Source organism: Nonomuraea sp. NPDC049400 (genome assembly GCF_044466425.1).
In the GTDB taxonomy this organism is placed as follows: Bacteria; Actinomycetota; Actinomycetes; order Streptosporangiales; family Streptosporangiaceae; genus Nonomuraea.
The window spans coordinates 107,554-130,710 of sequence record NZ_JBITMP010000031.1 but is presented as its reverse complement, the minus strand read 5'-3'; the positions used below and the strand labels follow the sequence as shown (position 1 = coordinate 130,710).

The window sequence follows — 23,157 nt, the reverse complement described above, 5'->3', positions numbered from 1 at the left end:
TCAAAACCGGCACGCTCTACGACGAAGCGACCGCTTGGTCGCATCACGTCCAGAGTGCCACGGCTTGACATTAAAACTCCTGGGATGTCTTTCAGTGCTAATGAGAAATCTGCTGACAAACTGCCGCTACGGTCTCTACCAGGCACGACGGTAGGGCGGCAGCCTACCGAGCAGGTTTCTTATTAGTAACGGCTCCTGCCGGGGCCGCGGTCGAGTCTCTTGCGCCAGCATGCCGGGTGCCAGTGGCGGCGCTCCTCGTCGCCTCCCGGCCAGTTGGGCCAGGCGACGAGGTGCGGCTGGCCGCTGCGGATCTCCTGGTCGCAGCCCGGGCACCGGTAGTTCTTGGTGGAGGACGCGCCGGTGAGCATGCGTACCTTCCACTCGCCGTCGGGCCATTCCTCCACTTTGTCCAGCCCGGTGGGGAAACCGAAGGGCCGGGAGGACTCCCTTCGGCGGGCGCGACGGGGGCTCATCGACGCGGGAACTCGCTCACGTCGGCGGTGACGAGCTGGTCGAGCAGGGGCGCGGGCGCGAAGGCGGGCTCGCGGTATTCGGCGTAGAGGGCTCTCAGCCCGTCTCTGACCCTGGCCAGGCCGAAGGACTCCAGCATCTCGAAGGGCCCGGCGGGGTAGCCGCAGCCCAGCCGCATGGCCGCGTCGATCTCCTCGATCGAGGCGTACCCCGAGTCGTACATCCGCACGGCGTCGTTCAGATAGGGGAAGAGCAGCGCGTCCACCACGAAACCGGCCCTGTCCTTGCACGGCACCGGCGTCAGCCCGACGATCTTCATCAGGTCCCTGGCGGCGGTCGCGGCCTCCTCCGAGGCGAGCGCCGTCGAGGCCAGCTCGGCCACCTGGTCGCCGACGAGGTGCACGCCGACCATCCTGGCGGGGTCCGGGAGGCGTACGGCGTGCTCGATCACGGGGCGGTCGGCGAGGTGCAGCACGACGTCGGCGTCGCCGGACGACTTGAACCCGGCCGCCCGCAGCCGCTCCGCCAGCCCGTCACCCTCGGGCCCGGCGATCTCGAACGTGCCGAGCCTGGACTTCACCGGCTCCGCGCGCGGCGCGTCGCCGTAGAAGCCGCGGCCCGACTTGCGGCCCAGCAGCCCGGCCGTGACCAGCTCGCGCAGCAGCGGCGAGGGCGCGTGCCGCCGGTCGCGCGTCTCGTCGAACAGCACCCCCATCACCTCGTACGCGGTGTCGAGCCCGATCAGGTCGAGCAGCGCGAACGGCCCCATGGGCAGCCCCACGCCCAGCCGCATCGCGGCGTCGATGTCGTCGCGCCCGGCCACGCCCAGCTCCATGAGCGCGGCGGCATGGTTCAGATAGGGCAGGAGCAGGCGGTTGACCACGAAACCGGCCCGGTCGCCCACCGCCACGGCCGTCTTGCCCAGCCTGCCTGCCAGCGCCGTGACGTCCGCCACCACACCGGGCGCGGTCACCACCGTCCCCACGACCTCGACCAGCTTCATCACCGGCGCGGGGTTGAAGAAGTGCATGCCGACCACACGGTCGGGACGGCCGGTGGCGGCGGCGATGGCGGTGACGGACAGCGAGGAGGTGTTGGTGGCCAGCACCGTCTGGGGCTCGCAGATCCGGTCGAGGTCCTTGAACAGCGAGATCTTGTAGTCGAGGATCTCGGGAATCGCCTCGACCACCAGGTCGACGTCCCGCAGGTCCTCGCGCGAGGTGGTCAGCGTGATGCGGCCCAGGATCTCCGCCCGCTGCCCCGGCGCCAGCTTCCCCTTGTCGACGGCCTTCCCCGTGGAGCGCTCGAGATGCCCGCGCCCCCTGGCCAGCGCCTCGGCATCGGCCTCGACGCCGAGCACGCGGAGCCCGGCTCGCGCGAACACCTCCGCGATCCCGGCCCCCATCGTGCCGAGCCCGACCACTCCCACCCGTTCGAACGCCATGCGTCCAGTTTTCCAGAGCCGCTAAGGTGGAGCGTCATGCGGCTGGTCATCGCGCGATGCAGCGTGGATTACATCGGACGGCTCACGGCTCACCTGCCGATGGCGCCCCGGCTTGTGCTGATCAAGGCGGACGGGAGCGTGAGCATTCACGCCGACGACCGCGCCTTCAAGCCGCTCAACTGGATGAACCCGCCGTGCAAGCTCAAGGAGGACGGCGGGACCTGGACGGTCACCCACGGCAAGACCGGCGAGAAGCTGGTCCTGACGATGGCCGAGATCCTCCACGACTCCAGCCACGAGCTCGGCGTCGACCCCGGGCTGATCAAGGACGGGGTGGAGGCCCACCTGCAGGAGCTGCTCGCCGAGCACATCACGACGCTGGGGGACGGCTATTCGCTGATCCGGCGGGAGTACATGACGGCGATCGGGCCGGTGGACATCCTGTGCCGGGACGCGCTGGGGGCGACCGTGGCGGTGGAGATCAAGCGGCGCGGGGAAATCGACGGGGTCGAGCAGCTCACCCGCTACCTGGAGCTGCTCAATCGCGACCCCCTGCTGGCCCCCGTCCGCGGCGTCTTCGCCGCCCAGGAGATCAAGCCCCAGGCGCGGGTCCTCGCCACGGACCGCGGCATCGACTGCGTCACCCTGGACTACGACGCCCTGCGCGGCATCGAACCCGAGAACCCCACTCTTTTCTGATCTGTCCCGGCCTCGCCGCGCCTGACCTGGTAAGCGGTGGCTTACCGGATTATCGTGGCGCCATGACCACGCTGACGTTCGACTCACTCAACCCGGCTACCGGCGAGATCGTCGGCAGTCATCCCAAGCAGACCCCCGACGCCGTCCATCAGGTCGTGGGCCGGGCGGAGGAGGCGGCCGCGTGGTGGGCGGCCATCGGGCCGGGCGAGCGCAAGAGGCGGCTGCTCGACTACAAGGCGGTCCTCACCCAGAACCTCAAGGACCTCGCCCGGCTGGTCCACGAGGAGACCGGCAAACCGGTGGGCGACGCGACGCTGGAGATCGTGCTGGCCATCACCCACCTCGACTGGGCCGCCCGCAACGCGGACAAGGTCCTGCGCCGCCGCCGCGTCAACACCGGCATGATCGGCCTCAATCTGGCCGCCACGCTCGAATACCTCCCCCTCGGCGTGGTCGGGGTGATCGGGCCGTGGAACTACCCGGTCTTCACCCCGATGGGCTCCATCTCCTACGCGCTGGCCGCCGGCAACGCCGTCGTGTTCAAGCCCAGCGAGCTCACCCCGGGCATCGGCGTGCGGCTGGCCGAGTTGTTCGCCGAGGCGGTGCCCGAGCAGCCCGTGTTCCAGACCGTGACAGGGCTCGGCGAGACCGGGGCGGCGCTGGCCGCCGATCCGAGGGTCAAGAAGGTGGCGTTCACCGGCTCCACCGCCACCGCCAAGCGCGTCATGGCCGCCTGCGCGGAGAACCTCACGCCCATCGTGGCCGAGTGCGGCGGCAAGGACGCGTTCATCGTGGACGCCGACGCCGATCTCGGCAAGGCCGCCGACGCCTGCCTGTGGGGCGCGATGTCCAACGCGGGCCAGACCTGCGTGGGCGTCGAACGCGTCTACGTCGTCGACGCCGTCTATGAAAGTTTCATGCGCGAGCTGTCCGACCGGGTGACAAAGGTGAAGGCGGGCGAGGACTACGGCCCGATCACGATGCCGGCTCAGGTGGACATCATCAAGCGGCACATCGACGACGCCGCCAAGTCCGGAAAAGTCGTGACCGGTGGTCCCAGCGCCGTGCGCGCCCCGTACGTGGACCCCGTGATCGTCGAGGACGTGCCGGAGGACTCCCCCGCGGTGCGCGAAGAGACGTTCGGCCCGACCATCACCGTCCGCCGCACCCGCGACGCCCATGAGGCCCTGGAGCTGGCCAACGCCACCGCGTACGGCCTGGGCGGGACCGTCTTCTCCCGGAACACGCGCCGCGCCATGGAGCTCGCCCGCATGATGCGCAGCGGAATGACCGCCATCAACTCGGTCATCTCGTTCGCCGGAGTGCCGGCGCTGCCGTTCGGCGGGGTGGGCGACTCGGGGTTCGGGCGGATACACGGCGCCGACGGTCTACGCGAGTTCACCAGGCCCAAGGCCATCTCCCGCCAGCGCTTCGCGATGCCCGGGATGAACCTGACCTCGTTCAACCGGGGGCCCGCAGAACTTGAGCGGCTGATCAGGCTGGTCACGTTCTTGCACGGCCGACGTAAAAGGTAATCTTCTTACCCTTTCCCAAAACGGATCATCCGTCCATAATTGTGTGCTCTGGGGGCCACGATCATGTTGGACGGGTGGAATGTGAACCGGTCTTACCGGGGAATGTCAGCTGAGCAAAGACTGGCAGACAGACGCGAGCGGCTCATGACGGCCGCGTACACGCTATACGCCAAGCCGGGGTTCACGGCGACGACCATCGAAAGGCTGTGCTCGGAGGCGAGGATCTCCAACCGCGCCTTCTACGAATGTTTCGGCGGGCGCGAGGAGCTGCTTCAGGCGTTACACGAACGCTGCGTGGAGGAAAGCCTGGCGGTCGTGACCCAAGCCGTCCAGGAGGCGCCGAAGACCCTTGACGACAGAGTCAAGGCCGGGATTCACGCCTATATCGAATTCACAACGGCGGACTGGCGGCGGGCTCGCATCATGCATGTCGAGGTGCGCCGCTCGGGGGATGTCCTGACACAGTCGCGTCAGCGCGCGGTGGACGCGTTCGCGCGGCTCATCGAGGACGCGTCCGCGGATTTCGTGCAGACCACCGGGTTGAATCGGCGACTGGTGGCACTCGGTGTAGTTGGATCGCTACAAGAGTTGCTCATCGAATGGCTGCACGCGAACGAGCAACCGTCCCTCGACGAACTCGTCGAGGTCGCGGTGCACATCTTCACCCGGAGCCTCGGCACACACTGACTATTCGATACCCATTTGCAATGGTCAGCCCGAAAACCGCATTTTGGCTAACCCAAGAAAGAGCGGGCAACGGCTGATCGTCGCCCGCTCCGATATGTCATCAGGCCACCGCGGCTGCGGGAACCTCTACATGCAGAACCCGATTCAGCCGGGTCACCGCGAGAATCCGCATGATCCTCGGTGGCACCCCCCGAAGAACGAGGCGGCGTTGCACGCTGAGCGCGCGCCGGTGCGAGCCCACCAGCACCCCGAGACCGGTCGCGTCGATCATCTCCAGCTTGGAGAGATCCAGGATCAGGTCGCCCTCACCGGAGTCGAGAGCCTTGTGCAGCCGCTCCCGCACCCCGGCAGACGTGCCGGCGTCGAGCCTGGCACCGATCCGTACCACCTGGGCGCTCGGATTGCCCCGGACTCGCATGCCACCTCCTCATTCACATACGCAGCGTAGTCACTGCCGTGCGCAGAGCGCTCATCGAGCCGACCTCTGTGTGTCTCCCCTACCCAGCTATCGGAATTGACACGACTGCTTTCAGCAGGAACTCTCCGTCGTCCGTCGGATGGGCGCTCATCTTGCCGCCCACGGCGGCCATGCGCTCCCCCATGCCCGTCAGCCCGCTGCCCAGATCCGCGCCCGGACGCCGCGCCACACCGTCGTTGCGCACGCTCAGCTCCGCCTCCTGCGCGGTGAAGCGGATCGTGATGTCGCAGAATGTCGCGGTGCTGTGCTTGAGCACGTTGGTCACCGCCTCGCGAACCGCGTAGGCGAACACTGGCGCCACCCCGTCGGGCAGCTCGCCATAGGGCAGGTGGACCTCGCAGCGGACGCCCGCCGCTTCGAGCACTCCCTTCACGCTATTCAGCTCGGCGGCCAAGTCAAGCTCGCGGTAGCCGCGCACGGCCTGCCGCAGCTCTCTGAGCGCCTTCCTGGTCAGCGCGTTCACCTCGGCCATCTCGGCCTTGGCCGCCCCCGCGTCCATGTCCGACAGCCGTACGGCCAGCTCCGTCTTGACCGCGATGGCGGAGAGCTGGTGCCCCACGAGGTCGTGCAGGTCCCTGGCGAAACGCAGCCGCTCCTCGGCCAGCGCCAGCCGCGTGTGCGCCTCCCGCCCCTCATGAGCCTGTACGGCGAGCGTCCAGATCCAGACCCACACCCTGTTGGACGGCGGCACTATCGCGCAAAACAGCCCGTAGGTCAGCGCGCTGAAGACGAGGCCCTCGCCCACGGGCAGGTCGAGGCCCATGAGACTCGTGCCGGTCACCATGGCCAGGCCGCTGAGTGCGACGCCGGCCACGCACGTGCCCGCCGCCATCGACCAGCTCGTGCGCTTGGGGACCTCGAGCGTGGCGACGCCCAGCCAGCACAAGAGCACGAAACCCCAGCCCAGCGGGTCGGCCCCGCCCACGACCGCCACGACCACCGCGAGAACCGCCGCCACCACCACCTGCCTGGTGGGATAGCGGCGGCGGTCCAGTATCTCGTTGAGGATGCGCGGGCAGAGCCAGGTGAAGCAGATCGCGGCGATCAGCGCGGGCACGGCACGCCACCAGTGGAGTCTTCCCTCGACGAACATGAGCGAGGTCGCCATGGCGATGAGCAACCACATCACGACGAAGTTCGAGATCAGGACCTTCCAGGTGATGCGGCGCGCCCGCTGGATCGCGTCCATCTACCGCGCGCGCAGCACGTCGCCGAGCTTGAGCCTGGCACCGGTCCGCAGCACGGCCCGTTCATAGATCTTGGCCCCGAAGCCCAGCACCACGAGCACGGCCAGCACCATGGCCGCCATCGACGCCCCCACCTGCCACAGAGGCAGCTCGGTCGCGGCCATCCGCACCGGCATGACCATGGAGGAGAACGGCGGCACGTACGACACGACCGTGGCCAGCGTGCCCGTCGGGTCGTTGGTGGCGTAGAAGGCCACGAAGTACGTGATCATGATGGTCATGGTCAGCGGCGTCATCACGGTGCTCACCTCCTCCTGGCGCGAGACCAGCGAGGCGAACGCGGCCGCCAGCGTGGCGAAGAACGCGTACCCGAGCACGAACCACACCAGCACCATGGCCAGCAGTCCGGGGATCCCGGGCGGGAAGTCGGAGGCGAGCCCGGAGGCCGTGGCCGCGCCGAACCCGACGATCAGGATCGTGACCAGGTTGATCAGGCCGACCACGCCCAGCCCGATGATCTTGCCGGCGAGCAGCTGCCAGGGCCGTACCGTGGAGAGCAGGATCTCCACGATCCTGCTGCCCTTCTCCTCCACCACGCCCATGGCCACCATCATGACCTGGCCCATGAGAAGCATGAAGAGCACCAGGACGAGCACCACGGCGATCCCGGCGCGGGTCGCCTCGTAACGCGTGTCGGCGCCCACGGACTGCATCTTCAGCGGCGGGATCGACACGCCGGCGGCGCCGAGCCGCACCTCGCGGTTGACGCTCTGCAGCAGCACGCCGAGCTGGCTGTCGATCTCGCCGTCCGTCAGCACCTTCGTGCCGTCGACCAGCACCGCGTCCACGTCCCCGTCGAGCACGGCCTGCTTGGCGGCGGCCTCGTCGGGGAATTTACGCCACTCGAACTTCGCCTCCGGCGCGGCGGCCTGCAGCGGCAGCTGCTGGGAGTTGACCGTGCCCAGCGTGTACGAGTCCGACCCGCCCATGACCTTGGGCGCGAAGGACACCACCGCCACCAGGAAGGCCGTGATGAGCAGGCCGATCAGGAACCCCTTGGTCCGCACCTGCGTGGCGATCTCCCGCCGGGCTACCAGCATCACCTCGTTCACGCCACGGTCTCCTTGAAGATCTCGGTGAGGGTCGGCCGCTCGACCCCGAAGTGCTCGACATGTCCCGCCTTCATGGCGCGCCGCAGGATCTCCTGGTCGTCGCCGCCGTCGGTACGCAGGACGTGCCGGTCGCCGTTCACGGTGACCGTGCCGGGCAGGCCGTCCGCCCAGCCGGGGGCCGGATCGCGTACGACGACGCGCAGCGTGTTGCCCTCGGCCGCCCGCAGGTCGGCCACCGTGCCTGTGGCCACCATCCGGCCCGCGGAAACGATGCCCACCGAGTCGCACAGCCGCTCGACCAGCTCCAGCTGGTGGCTGGAGAAGATCACCGGCACGCCGCCCCTGCACCGCTCCTGCAGAGCCGTGGCCAGCGCGTCCACCGCGATCGGGTCGAGCCCGGAGAACGGCTCGTCCAGCACCAGCACCTCCGGGTCGTGCACCAGCGCCACGGCCAGCTGCACGCGCTGCTGGTTGCCCAGCGAGAGCGCCTGCACGGCGTCGCCCCGGCGCTCGGTCAGCGCGAGCCGCTCCAGCAGCTCGTCCGTGGCCTTCTTCGCGGCGGCGGGGCCGAGCCCGTGCAGGCGGCCGAAATATTCGATCTGCTCGGCGACGCGCATCTTCTGATAGAGCCCTCGCTCCTCCGGCATGTAGCCGAAACGCCGCCGGTCGTCGTAGCCGAGCGGCCTGCCCTGCCAGCTCACCGAGCCGGAGTCGGCCTGGAGCACGCCCATGACGATGCGCATGGTTGTCGTCTTGCCGGCGCCGTTCGCGCCCACGAACCCGAACATCTCGCCGGGCCGTACCGAAAAGCTGATCCCGTCCAGGGCGACCTTGCCTTCGGGGGCGCCGGGTCCGCCTCCGAAGCGCTTGCGCAGCTCGCTGATCTCGAGCATCAGGTCATCTCCTTCGTCATGGGTCAATGGTGTCGTCAGCGGCGTTCGCCCTGCTAGTCGCGGAAATCACGGCCGCGGTATGCATCCCGCGTCCCTTTCTGATGACATTTGTCATTACGCTGATGCCATGACGCGCGCCGACAAGGACAAGCCGGTCGTCCTCTCCCGCATCTACACCCGCGCAGGCGACGACGGCACCACCGCGCTGAGCGACATGAGCAGGGCGGCCAAGACCGATCCCAGGCTGGCCGCCTACGCCGACGTGGAGGAGGCCAACGCGCACCTGGGTCTCGCGCTCTCGCACGGCACCCTGCCGGCGGACCTCGTGGAGGTCCTCGTCCGGGTCCAGAACGAGCTGTTCGACGTGGGCGCCGACCTGGCCACACCGGTCGTGGAGAACCCGGAGTTCCCGCCGCTGCGGGTGGAGCAGTCGTACATCGACCGGCTCGAAGAGCAGTGCGACCGCTTCAACGCCGAGCTCAAGCCCCTGCGCAGCTTCGTGCTCCCCGGCGGCGACCCCGCCACGGCGGCGCTCCACGTGGCCAGGGTGACGGTCCGCAGGGCCGAGCGCACCACGTGGGCGGCACTGCAGGCCCACGACGACATGAACGCGCTGACGGCGAAATATCTCAACCGCCTGTCGGACCTGCTCTTCATCGCCTGCCGGGTCGCCCACGCCGGCAACGAGATCCTCTGGAAACCGGGCGGCACCCGTTAGGGGCGCAGTGGGGCCCAAGGCTCCGGCGTGCGGTCAGGCGACGTCCAGGTAGGCGCTGGGCGGCGCGGACTCCAGCCATGCCAGGAAGCCGGTCAAGGCGTCGGCGCTCATCGCGAGAGAGATCCCGCGAGTCGTCCCGCCGCAGTCGACAGCAAAAAACCCGCCGTCGATCTCACGGCGGGCGGAAACGACGAGGCCGCGCCTCGCGATCGCGTGGCGCGGCCTCAGTCGGACGCCCAGAAGCGGAATCCAGTGGAGCTCTCCGTCGGCGTAGCGGGCTACCCCGCTCTGCCAGCCACGGTCGCCCACCCGGAGGCGACAGGGCACGCTGCCGCGCGAGCGGGCCAGCGTCACGCCCCGCAGGACTATGAGGGCGGCAAAAGCTACGAGAATCAGAACCGTCGCTACCATGCCGCCCCCCGAAGCCCCGCGCTTGGAATTATTAAACCTCTTCGCCCGCCGCGCGCAGCCGGGCCCTGGCACGCTTGGCCTCGATTGCCGCGTCGGCGTCTTCCTGGTTGGCCTCGATCGAGGCCTGCGCCCGGTCGAGAGCGTCGCGGGCCGCCGCGACGTCGACCTCGGAACCGAGCTCGGCCACCTCGGCGAGCACGGACACCTCGTCGTCGGCCACGGAGATGAAACCACCGTGCACGGCCGCCACGAGGTCGCCCTCGCCCTCCCGCTTCACGCGCAGCACGCCGCCCTCGACGAGAACGCCGAGCACAGGTGCGTGTTGCGGCATAATACCGATCTCGCCGTCCACGGTCTTGGCAATCACCATGTCGGCCTCGCCCGACCAGATCTCACGCTCTGGTGAGACAACCCCTACTCGTAGCTTCGCCACTTTTGTAGGTTCCTTTCCGATCCGTGGTGGTGCGGCATTGAACACCGCACCACCACCTGGGGCGATTTACCGGCGCTCGAGTTCCTTGGCCTTGGCCACGGCCTGCTCGATGCCACCGACCATGAAGAACGCCTGCTCAGGCAGGTGGTCGTACTCACCCGCGCACAGGCCCTTGAAGGAGGCGATGGTCTCGTCCAGCGGGACGGTCTCGCCCGGCTGGCCGGTGAACGCCTCGGCGGCGTACATCGGGTGCGACAGGAAGCGCTCGATGCGGCGGGCCCGCTGGACGGTGACCTTGTCCTCTTCGGACAGCTCGTCGATACCGAGGATCGCGATGATGTCCTGGAGCTCGCGGTACTTCTGCAGGATCCGCTTGGTCTCCTGGGCCACCCGGTAGTGCTCCTCGCCCACGATCTGCGGGTCGAGGATCCGGGAGGAGGAGTCGAGCGGGTCCACCGCCGGGTAGATGCCCTTCTCCGAGATCGGCCGCGAAAGCACGGTCTGCGCGTCGAGGTGCGCGAACGCGTTGTGCGGCGCCGGGTCGGTGATGTCGTCCGCGGGCACGTAGATCGCCTGCATGGAGGTGATCGAGTGACCGCGCGTCGAGGTGATGCGCTCCTGGAGCACACCCATCTCGTCGGCCAGCGTGGGCTGGTAACCCACGGCGGACGGCATACGGCCGAGCAGCGTGGAGACCTCGGAACCGGCCTGCGTGAAGCGGAAGATGTTGTCGATGAACAGCAGCACGTCCTGCTTCTGCACATCGCGGAAGTATTCCGCCATGGTCAGCGCCGACAGGGCGACCCGCAGACGGGTGCCCGGCGGCTCGTCCATCTGGCCGAAGACGAGCGCGGTGTCCTTGAGGACGTCCGCCTCCTCCATCTCCAGCCAGAGGTCGTTGCCCTCACGGGTGCGCTCGCCCACGCCGGCGAAGCACGAGGTGCCACCGAAGTTGCGGGCGACGCGGCGGATCATCTCCTGGATGAGGACGGTCTTGCCCACACCCGCGCCGCCGAACAGACCGATCTTCCCACCCTGCACGTACGGGGTGAGCAGGTCGATGACCTTGATGCCCGTGACGAGCAGCTCGGTGCGCGACTCGAGCTGGTCGAACGCCGGGGACGGCCGGTGGATGCCCCACCGCTCGTTGATCTTGAGCGACGAGGTGGGCACGTCGAGCGTCTCGCCCAGCGCGTTCCACACGTGGCCCTTGACGACGTCGCCGACCGGCACCGAGATCGGGGCGCCGGTGTCCACGACCGCCTGGCCGCGGACCAGGCCGTCGGTGGGCTGCATCGAGATGGTCCTGACCAGGTTGTCACCCAGGTGCTGGGCGACCTCCAGGGTCAGGGTCTTGGTCTCGCCGCCGAGGGTCACCTCGACGGTGAGCGCGTTATAGATGTCGGGCATCGCCTCGACGGGGAACTCCACGTCGACGACGGCGCCGGTGACACGTGCCACGCGGCCCGTGCCGGCCGCCGCGGCCTCTACGTTTTCAACAGCCTCTGCAGTCATTTCACTCTTTCCCCGCTGCGGCGTCAGCGAGCGCGTTGGCGCCACCGACGATCTCGCTGATTTCCTGGGTGATCTCCGCCTGGCGAGCCTGGTTCATCTCCTGGGTGAGCACCCGCATGAGCTCGTTGGCGTTGTCGGTCGCGGACTTCATCGCGCGGCGCCGCGCGGCCTCCTCCGAGGCCGCGGACTGCAGCAGCGCGGTGAAGATGCGCGACTCCACGTAACGCGGCAGGAGCGACTCCAGCACGTCGGCAGCGGTCGGCTCGAACTCGAAGTACGGCGGGATCGCGGTGGCCTCCGTCGCCTCGGTCTCCTCGACCTCCAGCGGCAGGACGCGCTTGACCACGACGTTCTGGGTCAGCATCGAGACGAACTCGGTCGAGACGATGTGGATCTCGTCGATCCCGTTCTCGTCCTTGAACGAGTCGATCAGCGTCTGCGCGATCTCCTTGGCGTCGGCGTAGGCCGGCTGCCTGGAGAAGCCGACCCACTGACCCCCCATGTCGCGGCCGCGGAAGGAGTGCCAGGTGACACCCTTGCGCCCGGTGACGAACGGGATCGCGGTCAGGCCACGGCTCTCCAGCAGCCCGCGCAGGGCCTCGGCCTCGCGCAGCACGTTGGCGTTGAAGCCGCCACAGAACCCGCTGTCACTGGTGACGACGAGGACGCCCGCCTTGGTGGGGTTCTCCTTCGCCACGGTCAGCGGATGGTCGACGCTCGCCGCGTTGCTGACGACGCCGGTGACAGCGCGAGTGATCTCACGCTCGTACGGCAGCGCCGCCTGCATCCGCTGCTGCGCCTTCACGATCCGTGAAGAGGCGATGAGCTCCTGGGCGCGCGTGATCTTCGCGGTCGACTTGACCGAGCTGATCCGCCGCCGCAGCAGCCTTAGCTGGGCACCCATGTCCTACTTCTCCGTCGCCGGACGGACGACCTTCTTGATCTTCTCCTGGCCGACCTCGCCGGCCTCGAGCGGAGCCACCGGCTCGTCCTTGATCAGCAGCTCACCCGACGACGTGGTGAAGCCCTTCTTGAAGTCCGTGATGGCGTCCTTCAGAGCGGTCACCGTGTCGTCCGACAGTTCCCTGGTCTCACGGATGGTGTCGAAGATGCCCTTGTGCGAGGACTGGATGTAGTCCAGGAACTCCGCCTCGAAGCGGCGGACATCCTCGATCGGCACGTCGTCCAGCTCACCAGTGGTGCCCGCCCAGATCGAGGCCACCTCGCGCTCCAGCGAGAACGGGCTGTACTGGGGCTGCTTGAGCAGCTCGACCAGCCGCTGGCCGCGCTCCAGCTGAGCCTTGGAGGCGGCGTCCAGGTCGGAGGCGAAGGCCGCGAAGGCCTCCAGGTCACGGTACTGCGACAGCGACAGACGCAGCGTACCCGCGACCTTCCGCATGGCCTTGGCCTGCGCCGAGCCACCGACTCGGGAGACCGAGACGCCGACGTTGATGGCGGGCCGTACACCGGCGTTGAACAGGTCGGTCTCGAGGAAGACCTGGCCGTCGGTGATGGAGATGACGTTGGTCGGGATGAACGCCGAGACGTCGTTGCCCTTGGTCTCGATGACCGGCAGGCCGGTCATCGAGCCACCGCCCATGTCGTCGGAGAGCTTGGCGCAGCGCTCCAGCAGACGGGAGTGGAGGTAGAAGACGTCGCCGGGGAAGGCCTCACGGCCCGGCGGGCGGCGCAGCAGCAGGGAGACGGCGCGGTAGGCGTCCGCCTGCTTGGTCAGGTCGTCGAAGACGATCAGGACGTGCTTGCCCTGGTACATCCAGTGCTGACCGATCGCCGAGCCGGCGTAGGGCGCGATGTACTTGTAACCAGCGGGGTCGGAGGCAGGGGCGGCGACGATGGTGGTGTACTCCATCGCGCCGGCCTCCTCCAGGCGAGCGCGCACCTGCGCGATGGTCGAGCCCTTCTGGCCGACCGCGACGTAGACGCAGCGGACCTGCTTGGTGGGGTCGCCGGAGGCCCAGTTCTCGCGCTGGTTGAGGATCGTGTCGACGGCGATCGCGGTCTTGCCGGTGCCGCGGTCACCGATGATCAGCTGGCGCTGGCCACGGCCGATCGCGGTCATGGCGTCGATCGCCTTGATGCCGGTGGCCAGCGACTCCTTCACGGGCTGCCGCTGGACGACGGTGGGGGCCTGCAGCTCGAGGGCACGAATTGCCTCGGCCTCGATGGCGCCCTTGCCGTCGAGCGGGTTGCCCAGGGGGTCGACCACGCGACCGAGGAAGTTGTCGCCGACGGGCACGGACAGGACCTCGCCCGTCCTGCGGACCGTCTGGCCCTCCTCGATGCCGCTGAAGTCACCCAGGATCACGGCACCGATCTCGCGGGTGTCGAGGTTGAGTGCCAGTCCGCGCGTGCCGTCCTCGAACTCGAGCAGCTCGTTAGCCATCGCCGAGGGAAGGCCGGAGACATGGGCGATGCCGTCGCCGGCGTCGACGACGGTCCCGATCTCCTCGCGCGCGGCGCCTTCCGGTTCGTACGCCTGGACGAAGCGCTCAAGCGCGTCCCGGATCTCGTCCGGCCGGATCGTAAGCTCCGCCATCTCTACTCTGTCTCCCTATTCGCCTAGCCGGCCAACCGGCGGCGGACTTCTTCGATTCGTCCCACAATGGTGGTGTCGATGATCTCGTCGCCGATGCGGACCGAGAACCCACCGAGCACTCGCTTGTCCACCTCGACGTTCAGGTGCACGTCACGGCCGTAGGAGGCGCTCAGCCACGCCGCCAGGCGCTGCTTCTGCCCCTCGGTCAGCTCGACCGCGCTGCGCACCACCGCCACGAGGCGCTGACGCTGCTCGGCCACGAGGTGGCCGACCTCCTCCAACCCTGATTCCAGGCTACGCCCCCGCGGATGTACCGCGACCTGCGTAATCAGGCGCAGGGTGGTCGGGGCGACCTTGTCGCCGAGCAGGTCGCGCAGCAGCTGCTCCTTGCCGGCCGCGGGCGCGGCCGGGTCGGCGAGCCCGCGGCGCAGGTCGGGGTTGGCGGCGACGATGCGGCCGAAGCGGAAGAGCTCGTCCTCCACGTCGTCGAGCCTGGACTGGCTCTCCGCCTCCGCGGCCGCGGCGACGACGCCGAGCCGTTCGAGCACGTCGGCCAGGTCACCGGCGCGCGACCACTTGGCCGCGCCCGCGGCCTCCGTGGTGGCGAGAGCCGCCTCGGTGACCTTGCCCTCGAGCAGCGCGCGCACGGTGGCCGCCTTCTGCTCCCCCGGCCTGGCCGGGTCGGACAGGGCGCGGCGCAGGCCGTGCTCGCGGTCGAGCAGATCCGCGACCGCGAACAGCTCGTCGGAGAGCGTCCCGAGGTCGGCACTGCCGGCGACCGCGTTGAACCGCTCCTCGACCTCGGCCAGCGACGTCCTGCTCAGACCGCGCATCAGCGCACCGCCTGCGGCGAGGACTCAAGCTCGTCGAGGAACCGGTCGACGATGCGGCTCTGCCGGACCTCGTCCTCGAGGGACTCGCCGACGATGCGGCCGGCCAGCTCGGTCGACAGGCGACCGATCTCGGTGCGCAGCTGGGCGAAGGCCGCCTGGCGGTCCGCCTCGATCTGCGCGTGCGCTGCCTCGACGAGGCGGCGGGCCTCGGCCTGCGCCTCCTCGCGGAGCTCGGCCTTGATCTGCGCGGCCTGCTCGCGAGCCTCCTCGCGCAGCCTGGCCGCCTCGTGCCTGGCCTCGGCCAGCTGGTCGCGGTACTGCTGCTGCAGGGCCTGCGCCTCGGCCTGGGCCTCCTCGGCCCTCTTGATGCCACCCTCGATCGCGTCTGTCCGCTCAGCCAGCGTCTTCTGGATGCGCGGCATGAGGATCTTGCCGACGACGAAGAGGACGACGAGGAACGCGAAGATACCGACGACGAGCTCGTAGGTGTGCGGAATGAGAGGGTTGGCGGCCCCCTCCTCGGCGAGGAGCGTAGCTGCCATGTACGTCATGAGTGCAGCCTTTCGTCAGAAGGGGTATCAGCCCTGGGCGCCGATTCCCTGGAAGATGAACGGCGCGACCAGACCGATCAGGGCGAGGGCCTCGGTGAGGACGAAGCCGAGGAGCATGTTCTGGCGAATCAGGCCGTACGCCTCCGGCTGGCGGGCGATGGCCTGCACGCCCTGACCGAAGATGATGCCGACGCCGATGCCGGGGCCGATGGCGGCGAGACCGTAACCGATGGCGGTGACGTTGCCGGAGACCTCAGCGAGAACGCTCATTACTGTTATTCCTTTACTGGACGGCCGGTGAAGCGGAGTCTCACCGGTCATGGATATTCCGGTATGTGGGTTCTCAGTGCTCTGGGTGGAGCGAGCCGCCGATGTACATGGCGGCCAGCATCGCGAACAGGAACGCTTGCAGGAACTGGATGAACATCTCGAAGCCGGTGAGGATGATGGTCATGACCACGCCGATCACGCCCACCCCGGCGCCGAGCGGCGTCAGCTTCTCGAAGAGGAACCAGAAACCGACCATGCTGAAGAAGGCCAGCAGCATGTGGCCGGCGAACATGTTGGCGAACAGTCGGACGGCGTGCGTGAAGGGCGCGATGATCAGGTTCGACAGGAACTCGATCGGCGAGAGCAGCAGGTAGATCGGCTTCGGCAGCCCCGGCGGGAACATCATGTTCTTGAAGTAGCCGACCGCCCCCTGGTGCTTCATGCCCAGGTAGACCTTGAGCACGTAGATCGAGAGCGCGAGCACGGCCGGGAAGGCGATGTGCGAGGCCACCGGGAACTGGAGGATCGGGATGACACCCATGATGTTCCACAGGAGGACCGTGAAGAAGAGCGTCACCAGCAGGCCCATCCACCGGTCGGCGTCCTTGCCCAGGAAGGGCCGGGCGACCTGGTCGCGGACGAACATGTAGCCGTATTCGGCGACGTTCTGCACACCCCTGGGCACGACCTTGGGATTGGCGAAGGCCGCCCAGCAGAAGCCGATCACGAGGACCGAGGACAGGATCGCGAGAAGAACCGGCTTGGTCAGCCAGTCCACCCCCGGGATGATGGGGGGCAGAGTGAACAGTTCCTCAGGAGTCGGTGCCCCGAACTGATCGCTTGGAGGTGCGAGGACCGTCAGCGCCTTCACGCGGCGTTCCCTTCAACGTCGAAATGGATCACAAGAGATTTCTCAGCGAAGTGATCGCTGTGCGGGGCTAGCGACCGAACTTCCGGTAGACCAGATAGCCACCGAGCACCACCCCAAGGACGATGCCTATGGGGAAGAACGCGGACATGTCCAACCACCGGTCCAGCAACCACCCGATACCGCCGTAGATGGCCATCCCTGCGAGCAGATAGCTGGGGACTGACCACATGGCGTCGGCGAAGTCGCGACCGTCTTCTTCCGGTCGGCGTTCCTGTGCGCTCATCGCGGCCCCGACGATAGCAGGCAAACAGAGGACTAGTCATATCGGACCCCGTCCGTTTACCTGCCGTCACGAGTCGCCCTTACCGGGGACCCTGGCTTCGGGGTCGACGTAAAGCAGCTTGGTCTTCATGAACGCGCGCACTTCGAAGCCCGTCCAGACGAGCGTGCAGACCACCACCGACCAGGCGAAAGCCTGGTTGTTCCAGGCCGTGGTGTCGCGGAAGGAGGACAGCACGACCATGATGGCGATGACCTTGACCAGGTAGCTCAGCATCGCCGCGATCGCCATCATCTGAGGTGAGATCCGTGCGGCATAGGACACCGCTACCACGCTGATGCTGAAGAAAACCCCGACGAGCAAAGTGCCGATCGCGGCGCCCAGGGCTCCCTTTCCACCTGCCATCAGGAGCGACACAGCCACGGCGACCACTCCGACCGCCATGGTCGGTATCGCGGCGCTCTTGAGTACGCGCACGTCGTTGGCCTGCATCAATGCTCCATCATCATGTTATCAAGCGAGCGTTTGCTACCTCCAGAGCCGGTGCATCTGGAGTCCCTGCTCGTGAAAGATATCACAAGCTCACGGAAGACCGCTTTTACCTGCCGTTTCTAGTTCACGATCAAGAACGGCTCGGAAAGGCGGGAATGACCGGATTTCCCTCGGCGCTCGCGCGCTCGTGCGCGGAGCCGCCGGCGGGCGGCGTCTGCCGCTTGAGCTGCGGATCCTCCGGAAGGATCGGCGGCATCGGCCCCGTGGGCGGGCCGCCGTCGTCGTCGGGGTCGTCGGGCGTCGGGGCGTGCGCCCCGCCCCTGCCCCGCCAGCGCGGCATCGCCATGAGAATCAGCACGGCGAGCGCGAGCACGATGACCGCGGGGAAGATCAGGACAGGCACGCCGACCCAGGACAGGCCCACGATGCCGAACGAGAACAGGAACGTCCACGCGTACATGAACAGCACCGAACGCCGGTGCGAGTGGCCGATGTCCATCAGCCGGTGGTGCAGGTGACCGCGGTCGGGAGCGAAGGGCGACAGGCCCTGCGACGTGCGCCGCACGACCGCGGTTATCAGGTCGACGAGCGGCAGCACCAGCACAGCCGCGGGGATCAGCATCGGGACCACCACCGGGAACTCGTTCATCTCCACGATGGCCGTGGTGTCGAGCGGCGTCACGGTGACGATCGAGGAGGCGAGCACCAGCCCGATCAGCATGGCCCCGGTGTCGCCCATGAAGATCTTCGCCGGGTGGAAGTTGTGCGGGAGGAAGCCCAGGCACGTGCCGATGAGGACGGCGGCGATGGCCGCCGTGGCGGTGATGTTACTTCCGGAGATCGTCTGCGAGATGATGATCGAATAGAGCCACGTGGCCATGCCCGAGATGCACACGATCCCGGCCGCGAGCCCGTCGAGCCCGTCGACGAAGTTGACCGCGTTGATCGTCACGACCACGACCAGGATGGTGATGATCGTGCTGAGTGTGAGGTCGACGCTGGTCGGGCCGCCCCAGGCCTCCGGCAGCGGGATGGAGGTCAGCCGCATCCCGAAGAAGACCAGCACCCCGGCCGCCGCGATCTGACCGGCGAGCTTGATGAAGGGGTCCATGCCCCACCAGTCGTCGAGGAAGCCCGTGAACGTAATGAGCCCGCCCGCGATGATCAAGGCGGGCACGGGCTTGGCACCGGTGCCCGCCAGCGCCTCGCTCGAGTGGGTGAGCTGGTCGGCCAGCAACAGGCCCACGACCAGCCCGCCGTACATGGCCAGGCCACCCAGCCTGGGCGTCGGCGTGGTGTGCACGTCCCGATCGCGAATCTCCGGCATGGCGCCGATGCGGATGGCAAAGCGGCGCACCAGCGGAACCAGCAGGTAGGTGACCGCTGCCGATATGAGCGCCATGAACAGGTATTCGCGCACGGACCTAGTTTCCCGGATCCTCCGACCTGCTGGGGCCGGAAAACAACACAGACCAGCTTAATATTCGCTGAGATATGGCTGATGGATGGCCAGAAGCGCCGAGACTCTTGCCCCGATCTCCCTGACCCGCCCCGGCTGGCGCACCGCTCTGGTCACCAGAGTCCCCACCTCTTTCAACTCCTGGGGCCCCATGCCCTGGGTGGTCACGCACGGCGTGCCGACGCGGATCCCGGACGTGATCGCCGCCGGTTCAGGATCGTACGGGATCACGTTGCGGTTGAGCGTGATCCCCGCCGCGGCGCACCTGCGCTCCGCCTCGGCGCCGGACACGTCGAGGTCACGCAGGTCGATCAGCGCCAGATGGGTGTCCGTGCCGCCGGAGACGGGCCGCATACCCTCCCCCGCCAGCGCTTCCGTCAGCGCCTGCGCGTTCGCGATCACGCGCCTGGCGTAGTCGGCGAACTCCGGTCGCATCGCCTCCGCGAACGCCACCGCCTTGGCCGCCACCACGTGCATCATCGGCCCGCCCTGGATGAACGGGTACACCGCCCGGTCGATCTTCGCGGCCAGCTCCTCCGTGCACAGGATGGCCCCGCCGCGCGGCCCGCGCAGCGCCTTGTGGGTGGTGAGCGTCACGACGTCCGCGTGCGGCACCGCCGACGGGATCACACCGCCCGCCATCAGCCCGCTCGTGTGCGCCACGTCGGCCAGCAGCCACGCCCCCACCTCGTCCGCGATGCCGCGGAAGACGGTGAAGTCGATCAGTCTCGGGTACGCCGTCGCGCCGCACACAATGAGCTTGGGCTGGTGCCGCAGTGCCAGGTCCCTGACTTCGTCGTAGTCGATGAGTTCGGTGTCGCGTCGCACGCCGTACGACACGACGTTGAACCATCTTCCCGAAAAATTCACCTTGGAGCCGTGGGTGAGATGGCCTCCGTGCGGCAGAGCCATGGCCAGCATGGTGTCGCCGGGCTGCAGGAGCGCGGCGTAGGCGGCCAGGTTCGCCGAGGCGCCGGAGTGGGGCTGGACGTTGGCGTGCTCCGCCCCGAACAGCTTGCGCGCCCGCTGCACCGCCAGCCGTTCGGCCCGGTCCACGACCTCGCAGCCGCCGTAGTAGCGCCTGCCCGGGTAACCCTCGGCGTACTTGTTGGTGAGGGTCGAGCCCATGGCGGCCAGAACGGCGGGCGAGGTGAAGTTCTCGCTCGCGACCAGCTGGAGACCGCCCCGCTGCCGGTCCAGCTCGTCGAGCAGCACCTGGGCGAGCTCCGGGTCCTGCCTCCGCAGCAACCCGAAGTCGGGGCCGTAGTAGGGTTCCTCACCCATTTCCCCACTGTACGACCTGATGTCCGTTTCTCCCAGCCGCGGGGTCCCTTTACTGGAACGCGTGCGGCGCGTTGGCCGTCGTCTGGATCCACCTGGGGGTGTCGGCCGCCTCGTCGCTGATCGCCGTCAGCACGTTGTGGCGATAGAGGGCGAGCCTGGTGCGCCACTCGCGGATGTCCTGGACGTAGCGCTCACCCACCGGCGCGTCCCACGTCTGAGGGCTCTTGGCCAGGCCGTACGCCTTGTCCAGTGCCGTTCTGAGGGCCTCCAGCTGGGGCAGGACGGTGTTCCAGGCCACGACCAGGCGTTGGTAGTCGGGGTTGAACTCCCAGGCCCTCTGCGGGTCGTCCAGGGCTCCTGAGGCGCTGACCGGCGGGGTCTCCTTGGGGTCCCTTGGCTTGGGCGCCGGGGGGTCGACGTACATCACGCGCTCCTTTCCGGCGTGCCGGGGTCGATCTCGCCCTGCGGGCCGTCCGGCCGGATGTCCCTGGGCGCCCACTCGCCCTTGCCGTACTCGCCCGGCGGGACCTCGACCGACGGCATGTCGAGAGGCTGGATGTCGCGGTGGTGCTCCACGACCGTCCTCAGCGCGTCCAGGCTGGGCGGGGCGACGTCCACGGAGACGACGTCGCTGCCGTCGCTCGCCCAGGCGTTGACGTTCGATGCCCCGCTTTCCGGGCCGTACGCGATCTGCACCTGGACGGATGGGTTGGTCGGCGGGATCGTGACGGGCGCCCCTTGGCCTCCCGCCCTCTGGTCACCCGTGCCTCCGTCCCCCTGATCACCGGCTCCCCGGCCGCCCGCGTCCTGGCCGTCACCCGCCCCTTGACCTGCGTCGCCGCCCGAGGGCCTGTCGGGTGTGACGTCCACGCCGCCCGGCGTGGTGTCGGCGCGACCCGGCGTGGTGTCGGTGCCACCGGGCCTGGTGTCCATGCCCCCTGGGGTCGTGTCGGTGCCACCGGGCCTGGTGTCGGTACCACCCGGGGTCGTGTCCGTGCCTCCGGGCCTGGTGTCCGTGCCACCCGGAGTCGTGTCCGTGCCGCCCGGCGTGGTGTCCTTGCTGGAGGCGCAGGCGTCGTCGTTCGTGCCTCCGGTGGGGGCCGTGCCGTCCCCGGGCGTGGTGTCGTAGCCGGACGTCTCTGACAGACCCGGCATGTCCAGCGGCGGGATCTCGCGGTGGCGGTCCACCACCGTCTTCAGCGCGTCCAGGTCGGGCGGGGTGGTGTCGGCGGAGACCACGTCGCTCCCGTCGTTGGCCCAGGCGTTGACGTCGGCGGCGTGGGTGGTCGCGGTGTCGGCGGGGAGCTTCGGCATGTCCGCCGGTTGCACCTTGTCGGCGTTCTCGAGCAGGTCTTCCAGTTGCTCGGCCGTGGGCGGGTCGATGGGTATCTGCAGGACCTTGACGCCGTCGACCTCCACGATCTGCGGCTTGCTCACATCCTGGCGGTCCTTGGCCGGGGTGCCGGTCGTGCCGCCGTCCGCCTCGGCGCCGCGGTCGCGCCGGCTGTCCAGGTCGTCGTCCTTGGGCTGGTCAACAGGCTGATCACCGGCCCTGCCGTCGGTCCCGGTGTCCTGGCCGTTCCCGGTGTCCTTGGCGTCGTCGCACGTCTTCCCGTCGCCGTCGGCGTCCGTCTTGCCGTCGGCGTCCGTCCTGGCCTCATCGCCGGTCTTGCCATCGGCGTCGGTCCTGGCCTCATCGCCGGTCTTGCCGTCGGCGTCGGTCCTGGCCTCATCGCCGGTCTTCCCATCGGCGTCGGTCCTGGCCTCATCGCCGGTCTTCCCATCGGCGTCGGTCCTGGCCTCATCGCCGGTCTTGCCATCGGCGTCCGTCTTGGCCCCGTCACCGGTCTTGCCGTCCGCGTCCGTCCGGGTGTCGTCGTTCTTCGGGGGAGTCTCGGCGGCCCGTGGATTGTCGTACTTGTCCTGATCCCCGCGTACGTCCTTGGGCTCGTCGTCCTGCGTGGACCCCGCCCCCGCCTCCGGGACGTCGCCCCGCGGCTGGTCGACCCGCTTCTCCAGCACCCCGAGCCGGACGTTGACGTCCTTGACCATCGCGTCGGCCGCGTCCGCGACCTGGGCGGGGCGGTGGGTGGTCACGGTGGACACCCCGGCCCGGCTCATGGCGAGCCTGACCCGGTCCTCGACCGCACGCATCTGCGTGGCCGCGTGTTTCACCTCGGTCAGCAGGTCGCGGACCAGCTTGGGATCCATGCCGTCGAACTTGCCCATGGGCCACTCCCGGACGTAATCGCCGCTCCGGGCTCACCGTAATGTCGGCCGGAGCGCGATCGCAGCCGGGATAAGCAGACGGTATACGTCAGTCGTCGGTGGCGACGTACCCGATGATGCCGCGCAGCTTCTCCACCGGGATCGCCCCGCGACGCAGCAGCCTGGGCACGGCCGTGGTGAGGTCGAGGATGGTGGAGGGCGTGTTGTCGGTGGTCTTGCCGCCGTCGAGGTAGACCGCGACCGAGTCGCCGAGCTGCTCCTCGGCCTCCTGCGCCGTGGTGGCGGCGGGGGCGCCGGAGCGGTTGGCGCTGGAGACGGCCATGGGGCCGGTCTCCTTGAGCAGGTCGAGCGCCACCGGGTGGAGCGGCATGCGTACGGCCACCGTGCCCTTGGTCTCCCCCAGGTCCCAGGAAAGGGCCCTGTTGGCCTTGCAGACGAGCGTGAGCGGCCCAGGCCAGAAGGCGTCTATCAAGTCCTGCCCGTACGGCCCGAGGTCGTCTATGAGCGCTGTGGCGGCTCTGACGGTGCCCACGAGCACGGGCGGCGGCATCTCGCGGCCCCGGCCCTTGGCGTCGAGCAGCGCGGTGACCGCCGACGACGTGAACGCGTCGGCGCCGATGCCGTAGACGGTGTCGGTCGGCAGCACCACGAGCTCGCCACGGCGCACCACGGCGGCGGCCTCCGTCAGCCCTTCGGTCCGTTGTTCCAGATCGGAGCAGTCAAAGCGTTTTGCCACGATCCTCATCAC

26 protein-coding genes are annotated in these 23,157 nt (G+C 68.5%); 4 read left to right on the top strand and 22 right to left on the bottom strand.

All coding sequences use genetic code 11. From position 1 onward, the window contains the following. Positions 1–182: 182 nt before the first annotated feature. On the bottom strand, positions 183–473 hold the full coding sequence (locus tag ACIBVN_RS38150; protein ID WP_344987072.1) for an ATP/GTP-binding protein: 291 nt from the start codon (positions 471–473) through the stop codon (positions 183–185). Then, the gene (locus ACIBVN_RS38145) at positions 470–1,915 is read right to left on the bottom strand and encodes a 3-hydroxyacyl-CoA dehydrogenase family protein (protein ID WP_397145011.1); all 1,446 of its coding nucleotides are present in this window, start codon (positions 1,913–1,915) and stop codon (positions 470–472) included. Before ACIBVN_RS38145 ends, ACIBVN_RS38150 begins: the two co-directional genes overlap by 4 nt. A 36-nt stretch (positions 1,916–1,951) precedes the next feature. On the opposite strand from ACIBVN_RS38145, the gene nucS reads away from it, so the two are divergent. The 3 genes from nucS (at position 1,952) to ACIBVN_RS38130 (ending at position 4,836) form a co-directional block, all read left to right on the top strand. After that, positions 1,952–2,614, top strand: a complete 663-nt coding sequence (gene nucS / locus ACIBVN_RS38140) for an endonuclease NucS (RefSeq protein WP_349450491.1) — start codon at positions 1,952–1,954, stop codon at positions 2,612–2,614. A 62-nt stretch (positions 2,615–2,676) separates the two neighbouring features. After that, positions 2,677–4,149, top strand: a complete 1,473-nt coding sequence (locus ACIBVN_RS38135; RefSeq protein ID WP_397145009.1) for an aldehyde dehydrogenase family protein — start codon at positions 2,677–2,679, stop codon at positions 4,147–4,149. 144 nt (positions 4,150–4,293) lie between these two features. Further along, a complete protein-coding gene (locus ACIBVN_RS38130) occupies positions 4,294–4,836 on the top strand; it encodes a TetR/AcrR family transcriptional regulator (protein WP_397145007.1) in 543 nt (180 codons plus the stop codon). 100 nt (positions 4,837–4,936) lie between these two features. Here the strand turns inward: ACIBVN_RS38130 and ACIBVN_RS38125 are convergent, their stop codons facing one another. The 4 genes from ACIBVN_RS38125 to ACIBVN_RS38110 all read right to left on the bottom strand — a co-directional run bounded on the left by ACIBVN_RS38125 (position 4,937) and on the right by ACIBVN_RS38110 (position 8,506). After that, positions 4,937–5,254 carry an STAS domain-containing protein gene (locus ACIBVN_RS38125; RefSeq protein WP_397145005.1) on the bottom strand — a complete coding sequence of 106 codons (318 nt, stop codon included), beginning with the start codon at positions 5,252–5,254 and terminating at the stop codon, positions 4,937–4,939. 79 nt (positions 5,255–5,333) lie between these two features. Then, positions 5,334–6,503, bottom strand: a complete 1,170-nt coding sequence (locus ACIBVN_RS38120) for a sensor histidine kinase (RefSeq protein ID WP_397145003.1) — start codon at positions 6,501–6,503, stop codon at positions 5,334–5,336. Then, on the bottom strand, positions 6,504–7,613 hold the full coding sequence (locus ACIBVN_RS38115; protein WP_397145001.1) for an ABC transporter permease: 1,110 nt from the start codon (positions 7,611–7,613) through the stop codon (positions 6,504–6,506). Next, positions 7,610–8,506 (bottom strand): ABC transporter ATP-binding protein, encoded by an 897-nt coding sequence (locus tag ACIBVN_RS38110; protein ID WP_397144999.1) that lies wholly within the window; start codon positions 8,504–8,506, stop codon positions 7,610–7,612. The genes ACIBVN_RS38115 and ACIBVN_RS38110 overlap by 4 nt, the downstream gene beginning before the upstream one ends. A 127-nt stretch (positions 8,507–8,633) precedes the next feature. Between ACIBVN_RS38110 and ACIBVN_RS38105 the strand changes: the two genes are divergently transcribed. After that, complete coding sequence (locus ACIBVN_RS38105) at positions 8,634–9,224, top strand: cob(I)yrinic acid a,c-diamide adenosyltransferase (protein ID WP_397144997.1); 591 nt, start codon at positions 8,634–8,636, stop codon at positions 9,222–9,224. A 33-nt stretch (positions 9,225–9,257) separates the two neighbouring features. On the opposite strand, the gene ACIBVN_RS38100 is transcribed toward ACIBVN_RS38105, so the two are convergent. The 16 genes from ACIBVN_RS38100 to ACIBVN_RS38025 all read right to left on the bottom strand — a co-directional run bounded on the left by ACIBVN_RS38100 (position 9,258) and on the right by ACIBVN_RS38025 (position 23,154). Next, a complete protein-coding gene (locus ACIBVN_RS38100) occupies positions 9,258–9,635 on the bottom strand; it encodes a DUF2550 domain-containing protein (RefSeq protein ID WP_349450498.1) in 378 nt (125 codons plus the stop codon). A gap of 31 nt (positions 9,636–9,666) precedes the next feature. Beyond that, positions 9,667–10,068 carry a F0F1 ATP synthase subunit epsilon gene (locus ACIBVN_RS38095; RefSeq protein WP_043616272.1) on the bottom strand — a complete coding sequence of 134 codons (402 nt, stop codon included), beginning with the start codon at positions 10,066–10,068 and terminating at the stop codon, positions 9,667–9,669. 66 nt (positions 10,069–10,134) lie between these two features. Beyond that, complete coding sequence (gene atpD, locus ACIBVN_RS38090) at positions 10,135–11,583, bottom strand: F0F1 ATP synthase subunit beta (RefSeq protein WP_397144995.1); 1,449 nt, start codon at positions 11,581–11,583, stop codon at positions 10,135–10,137. Position 11,584: 1 nt separating this feature from the next. Then, positions 11,585–12,487, bottom strand: coding sequence for a F0F1 ATP synthase subunit gamma (locus tag ACIBVN_RS38085; protein ID WP_397144993.1), 903 nt, complete (start codon positions 12,485–12,487; stop codon positions 11,585–11,587). A 3-nt stretch (positions 12,488–12,490) separates the two neighbouring features. After that, the gene (atpA, locus tag ACIBVN_RS38080; RefSeq protein ID WP_397144991.1) at positions 12,491–14,140 is read right to left on the bottom strand and encodes a F0F1 ATP synthase subunit alpha; all 1,650 of its coding nucleotides are present in this window, start codon (positions 14,138–14,140) and stop codon (positions 12,491–12,493) included. 23 nt (positions 14,141–14,163) lie between these two features. Continuing rightward, positions 14,164–14,973 (bottom strand): F0F1 ATP synthase subunit delta, encoded by an 810-nt coding sequence (locus ACIBVN_RS38075; protein WP_397144989.1) that lies wholly within the window; start codon positions 14,971–14,973, stop codon positions 14,164–14,166. After that, positions 14,973–15,524, bottom strand: a complete 552-nt coding sequence (locus ACIBVN_RS38070; RefSeq protein ID WP_397144987.1) for a F0F1 ATP synthase subunit B — start codon at positions 15,522–15,524, stop codon at positions 14,973–14,975. Before ACIBVN_RS38070 ends, ACIBVN_RS38075 begins: the two co-directional genes overlap by 1 nt. A 27-nt stretch (positions 15,525–15,551) precedes the next feature. Then, complete coding sequence (gene atpE, locus ACIBVN_RS38065) at positions 15,552–15,794, bottom strand: ATP synthase F0 subunit C (RefSeq protein WP_364021607.1); 243 nt, start codon at positions 15,792–15,794, stop codon at positions 15,552–15,554. 73 nt (positions 15,795–15,867) lie between these two features. Further along, positions 15,868–16,572, bottom strand: a complete 705-nt coding sequence (gene atpB / locus ACIBVN_RS38060) for a F0F1 ATP synthase subunit A (protein ID WP_397144985.1) — start codon at positions 16,570–16,572, stop codon at positions 15,868–15,870. Between the two features lie 160 nt (positions 16,573–16,732). Further along, positions 16,733–16,948 carry an AtpZ/AtpI family protein gene (locus ACIBVN_RS38055; protein WP_397144983.1) on the bottom strand — a complete coding sequence of 72 codons (216 nt, stop codon included), beginning with the start codon at positions 16,946–16,948 and terminating at the stop codon, positions 16,733–16,735. A 66-nt stretch (positions 16,949–17,014) separates the two neighbouring features. After that, complete coding sequence (locus ACIBVN_RS38050) at positions 17,015–17,437, bottom strand: hypothetical protein (RefSeq protein ID WP_397144981.1); 423 nt, start codon at positions 17,435–17,437, stop codon at positions 17,015–17,017. A 130-nt stretch (positions 17,438–17,567) separates the two neighbouring features. Further along, a complete protein-coding gene (locus ACIBVN_RS38045) occupies positions 17,568–18,857 on the bottom strand; it encodes a glycosyltransferase family 4 protein (protein WP_397144979.1) in 1,290 nt (429 codons plus the stop codon). A gap of 57 nt (positions 18,858–18,914) precedes the next feature. Further along, positions 18,915–20,180, bottom strand: a complete 1,266-nt coding sequence (gene glyA, locus ACIBVN_RS38040; protein ID WP_397144977.1) for a serine hydroxymethyltransferase — start codon at positions 20,178–20,180, stop codon at positions 18,915–18,917. Between the two features lie 49 nt (positions 20,181–20,229). Beyond that, positions 20,230–20,604, bottom strand: coding sequence for a hypothetical protein (locus ACIBVN_RS38035; RefSeq protein WP_397144975.1), 375 nt, complete (start codon positions 20,602–20,604; stop codon positions 20,230–20,232). Further along, a complete protein-coding gene (locus ACIBVN_RS38030; RefSeq protein WP_397144973.1) occupies positions 20,604–22,409 on the bottom strand; it encodes a hypothetical protein in 1,806 nt (601 codons plus the stop codon). The genes ACIBVN_RS38035 and ACIBVN_RS38030 overlap by 1 nt, the downstream gene beginning before the upstream one ends. An 88-nt stretch (positions 22,410–22,497) precedes the next feature. Further along, positions 22,498–23,154 carry an L-threonylcarbamoyladenylate synthase gene (locus tag ACIBVN_RS38025; RefSeq protein ID WP_397144972.1) on the bottom strand — a complete coding sequence of 219 codons (657 nt, stop codon included), beginning with the start codon at positions 23,152–23,154 and terminating at the stop codon, positions 22,498–22,500. Positions 23,155–23,157 lie beyond the last annotated feature (3 nt).

Bases quoted from the DNA above. Each gene is read 5' to 3' on its own strand.
- ACIBVN_RS38030 (WP_397144973.1), bottom strand. From the start codon at position 22,409: ATGGGCAAGTTCGACGGCATGGATCCCAAGCTGGTCCGCGACCTGCTG.
- ACIBVN_RS38050 (WP_397144981.1), bottom strand. From the start codon at position 17,437: ATGCAGGCCAACGACGTGCGCGTACTCAAGAGCGCCGCGATACCGACC.
- ACIBVN_RS38135 (WP_397145009.1), top strand. From the start codon at position 2,677: ATGACCACGCTGACGTTCGACTCACTCAACCCGGCTACCGGCGAGATC.
- atpE (WP_364021607.1), bottom strand. From the start codon at position 15,794: ATGAGCGTTCTCGCTGAGGTCTCCGGCAACGTCACCGCCATCGGTTAC.
- ACIBVN_RS38130 (WP_397145007.1), top strand. From the start codon at position 4,294: ATGACGGCCGCGTACACGCTATACGCCAAGCCGGGGTTCACGGCGACG.
- atpD (WP_397144995.1), bottom strand. From the start codon at position 11,583: ATGACTGCAGAGGCTGTTGAAAACGTAGAGGCCGCGGCGGCCGGCACG.
- ACIBVN_RS38105 (WP_397144997.1), top strand. From the start codon at position 8,634: ATGACGCGCGCCGACAAGGACAAGCCGGTCGTCCTCTCCCGCATCTAC.
- ACIBVN_RS38110 (WP_397144999.1), bottom strand. From the start codon at position 8,506: ATGCTCGAGATCAGCGAGCTGCGCAAGCGCTTCGGAGGCGGACCCGGC.
- ACIBVN_RS38075 (WP_397144989.1), bottom strand. From the start codon at position 14,973: ATGCGCGGTCTGAGCAGGACGTCGCTGGCCGAGGTCGAGGAGCGGTTC.
- ACIBVN_RS38070 (WP_397144987.1), bottom strand. From the start codon at position 15,524: ATGACGTACATGGCAGCTACGCTCCTCGCCGAGGAGGGGGCCGCCAAC.
- ACIBVN_RS38145 (WP_397145011.1), bottom strand. From the start codon at position 1,915: ATGGCGTTCGAACGGGTGGGAGTGGTCGGGCTCGGCACGATGGGGGCC.
- ACIBVN_RS38035 (WP_397144975.1), bottom strand. From the start codon at position 20,604: ATGTACGTCGACCCCCCGGCGCCCAAGCCAAGGGACCCCAAGGAGACC.
- ACIBVN_RS38025 (WP_397144972.1), bottom strand. From the start codon at position 23,154: ATGAGGATCGTGGCAAAACGCTTTGACTGCTCCGATCTGGAACAACGG.
- ACIBVN_RS38085 (WP_397144993.1), bottom strand. From the start codon at position 12,487: ATGGGTGCCCAGCTAAGGCTGCTGCGGCGGCGGATCAGCTCGGTCAAG.
- nucS (WP_349450491.1), top strand. From the start codon at position 1,952: ATGCGGCTGGTCATCGCGCGATGCAGCGTGGATTACATCGGACGGCTC.
- ACIBVN_RS38125 (WP_397145005.1), bottom strand. From the start codon at position 5,254: ATGCGAGTCCGGGGCAATCCGAGCGCCCAGGTGGTACGGATCGGTGCC.
- ACIBVN_RS38120 (WP_397145003.1), bottom strand. From the start codon at position 6,503: ATGGACGCGATCCAGCGGGCGCGCCGCATCACCTGGAAGGTCCTGATC.
- ACIBVN_RS38055 (WP_397144983.1), bottom strand. From the start codon at position 16,948: ATGAGCGCACAGGAACGCCGACCGGAAGAAGACGGTCGCGACTTCGCC.
- ACIBVN_RS38100 (WP_349450498.1), bottom strand. From the start codon at position 9,635: ATGGTAGCGACGGTTCTGATTCTCGTAGCTTTTGCCGCCCTCATAGTC.
- glyA (WP_397144977.1), bottom strand. From the start codon at position 20,180: ATGGGTGAGGAACCCTACTACGGCCCCGACTTCGGGTTGCTGCGGAGG.
- ACIBVN_RS38150 (WP_344987072.1), bottom strand. From the start codon at position 473: ATGAGCCCCCGTCGCGCCCGCCGAAGGGAGTCCTCCCGGCCCTTCGGT.
- atpA (WP_397144991.1), bottom strand. From the start codon at position 14,140: ATGGCGGAGCTTACGATCCGGCCGGACGAGATCCGGGACGCGCTTGAG.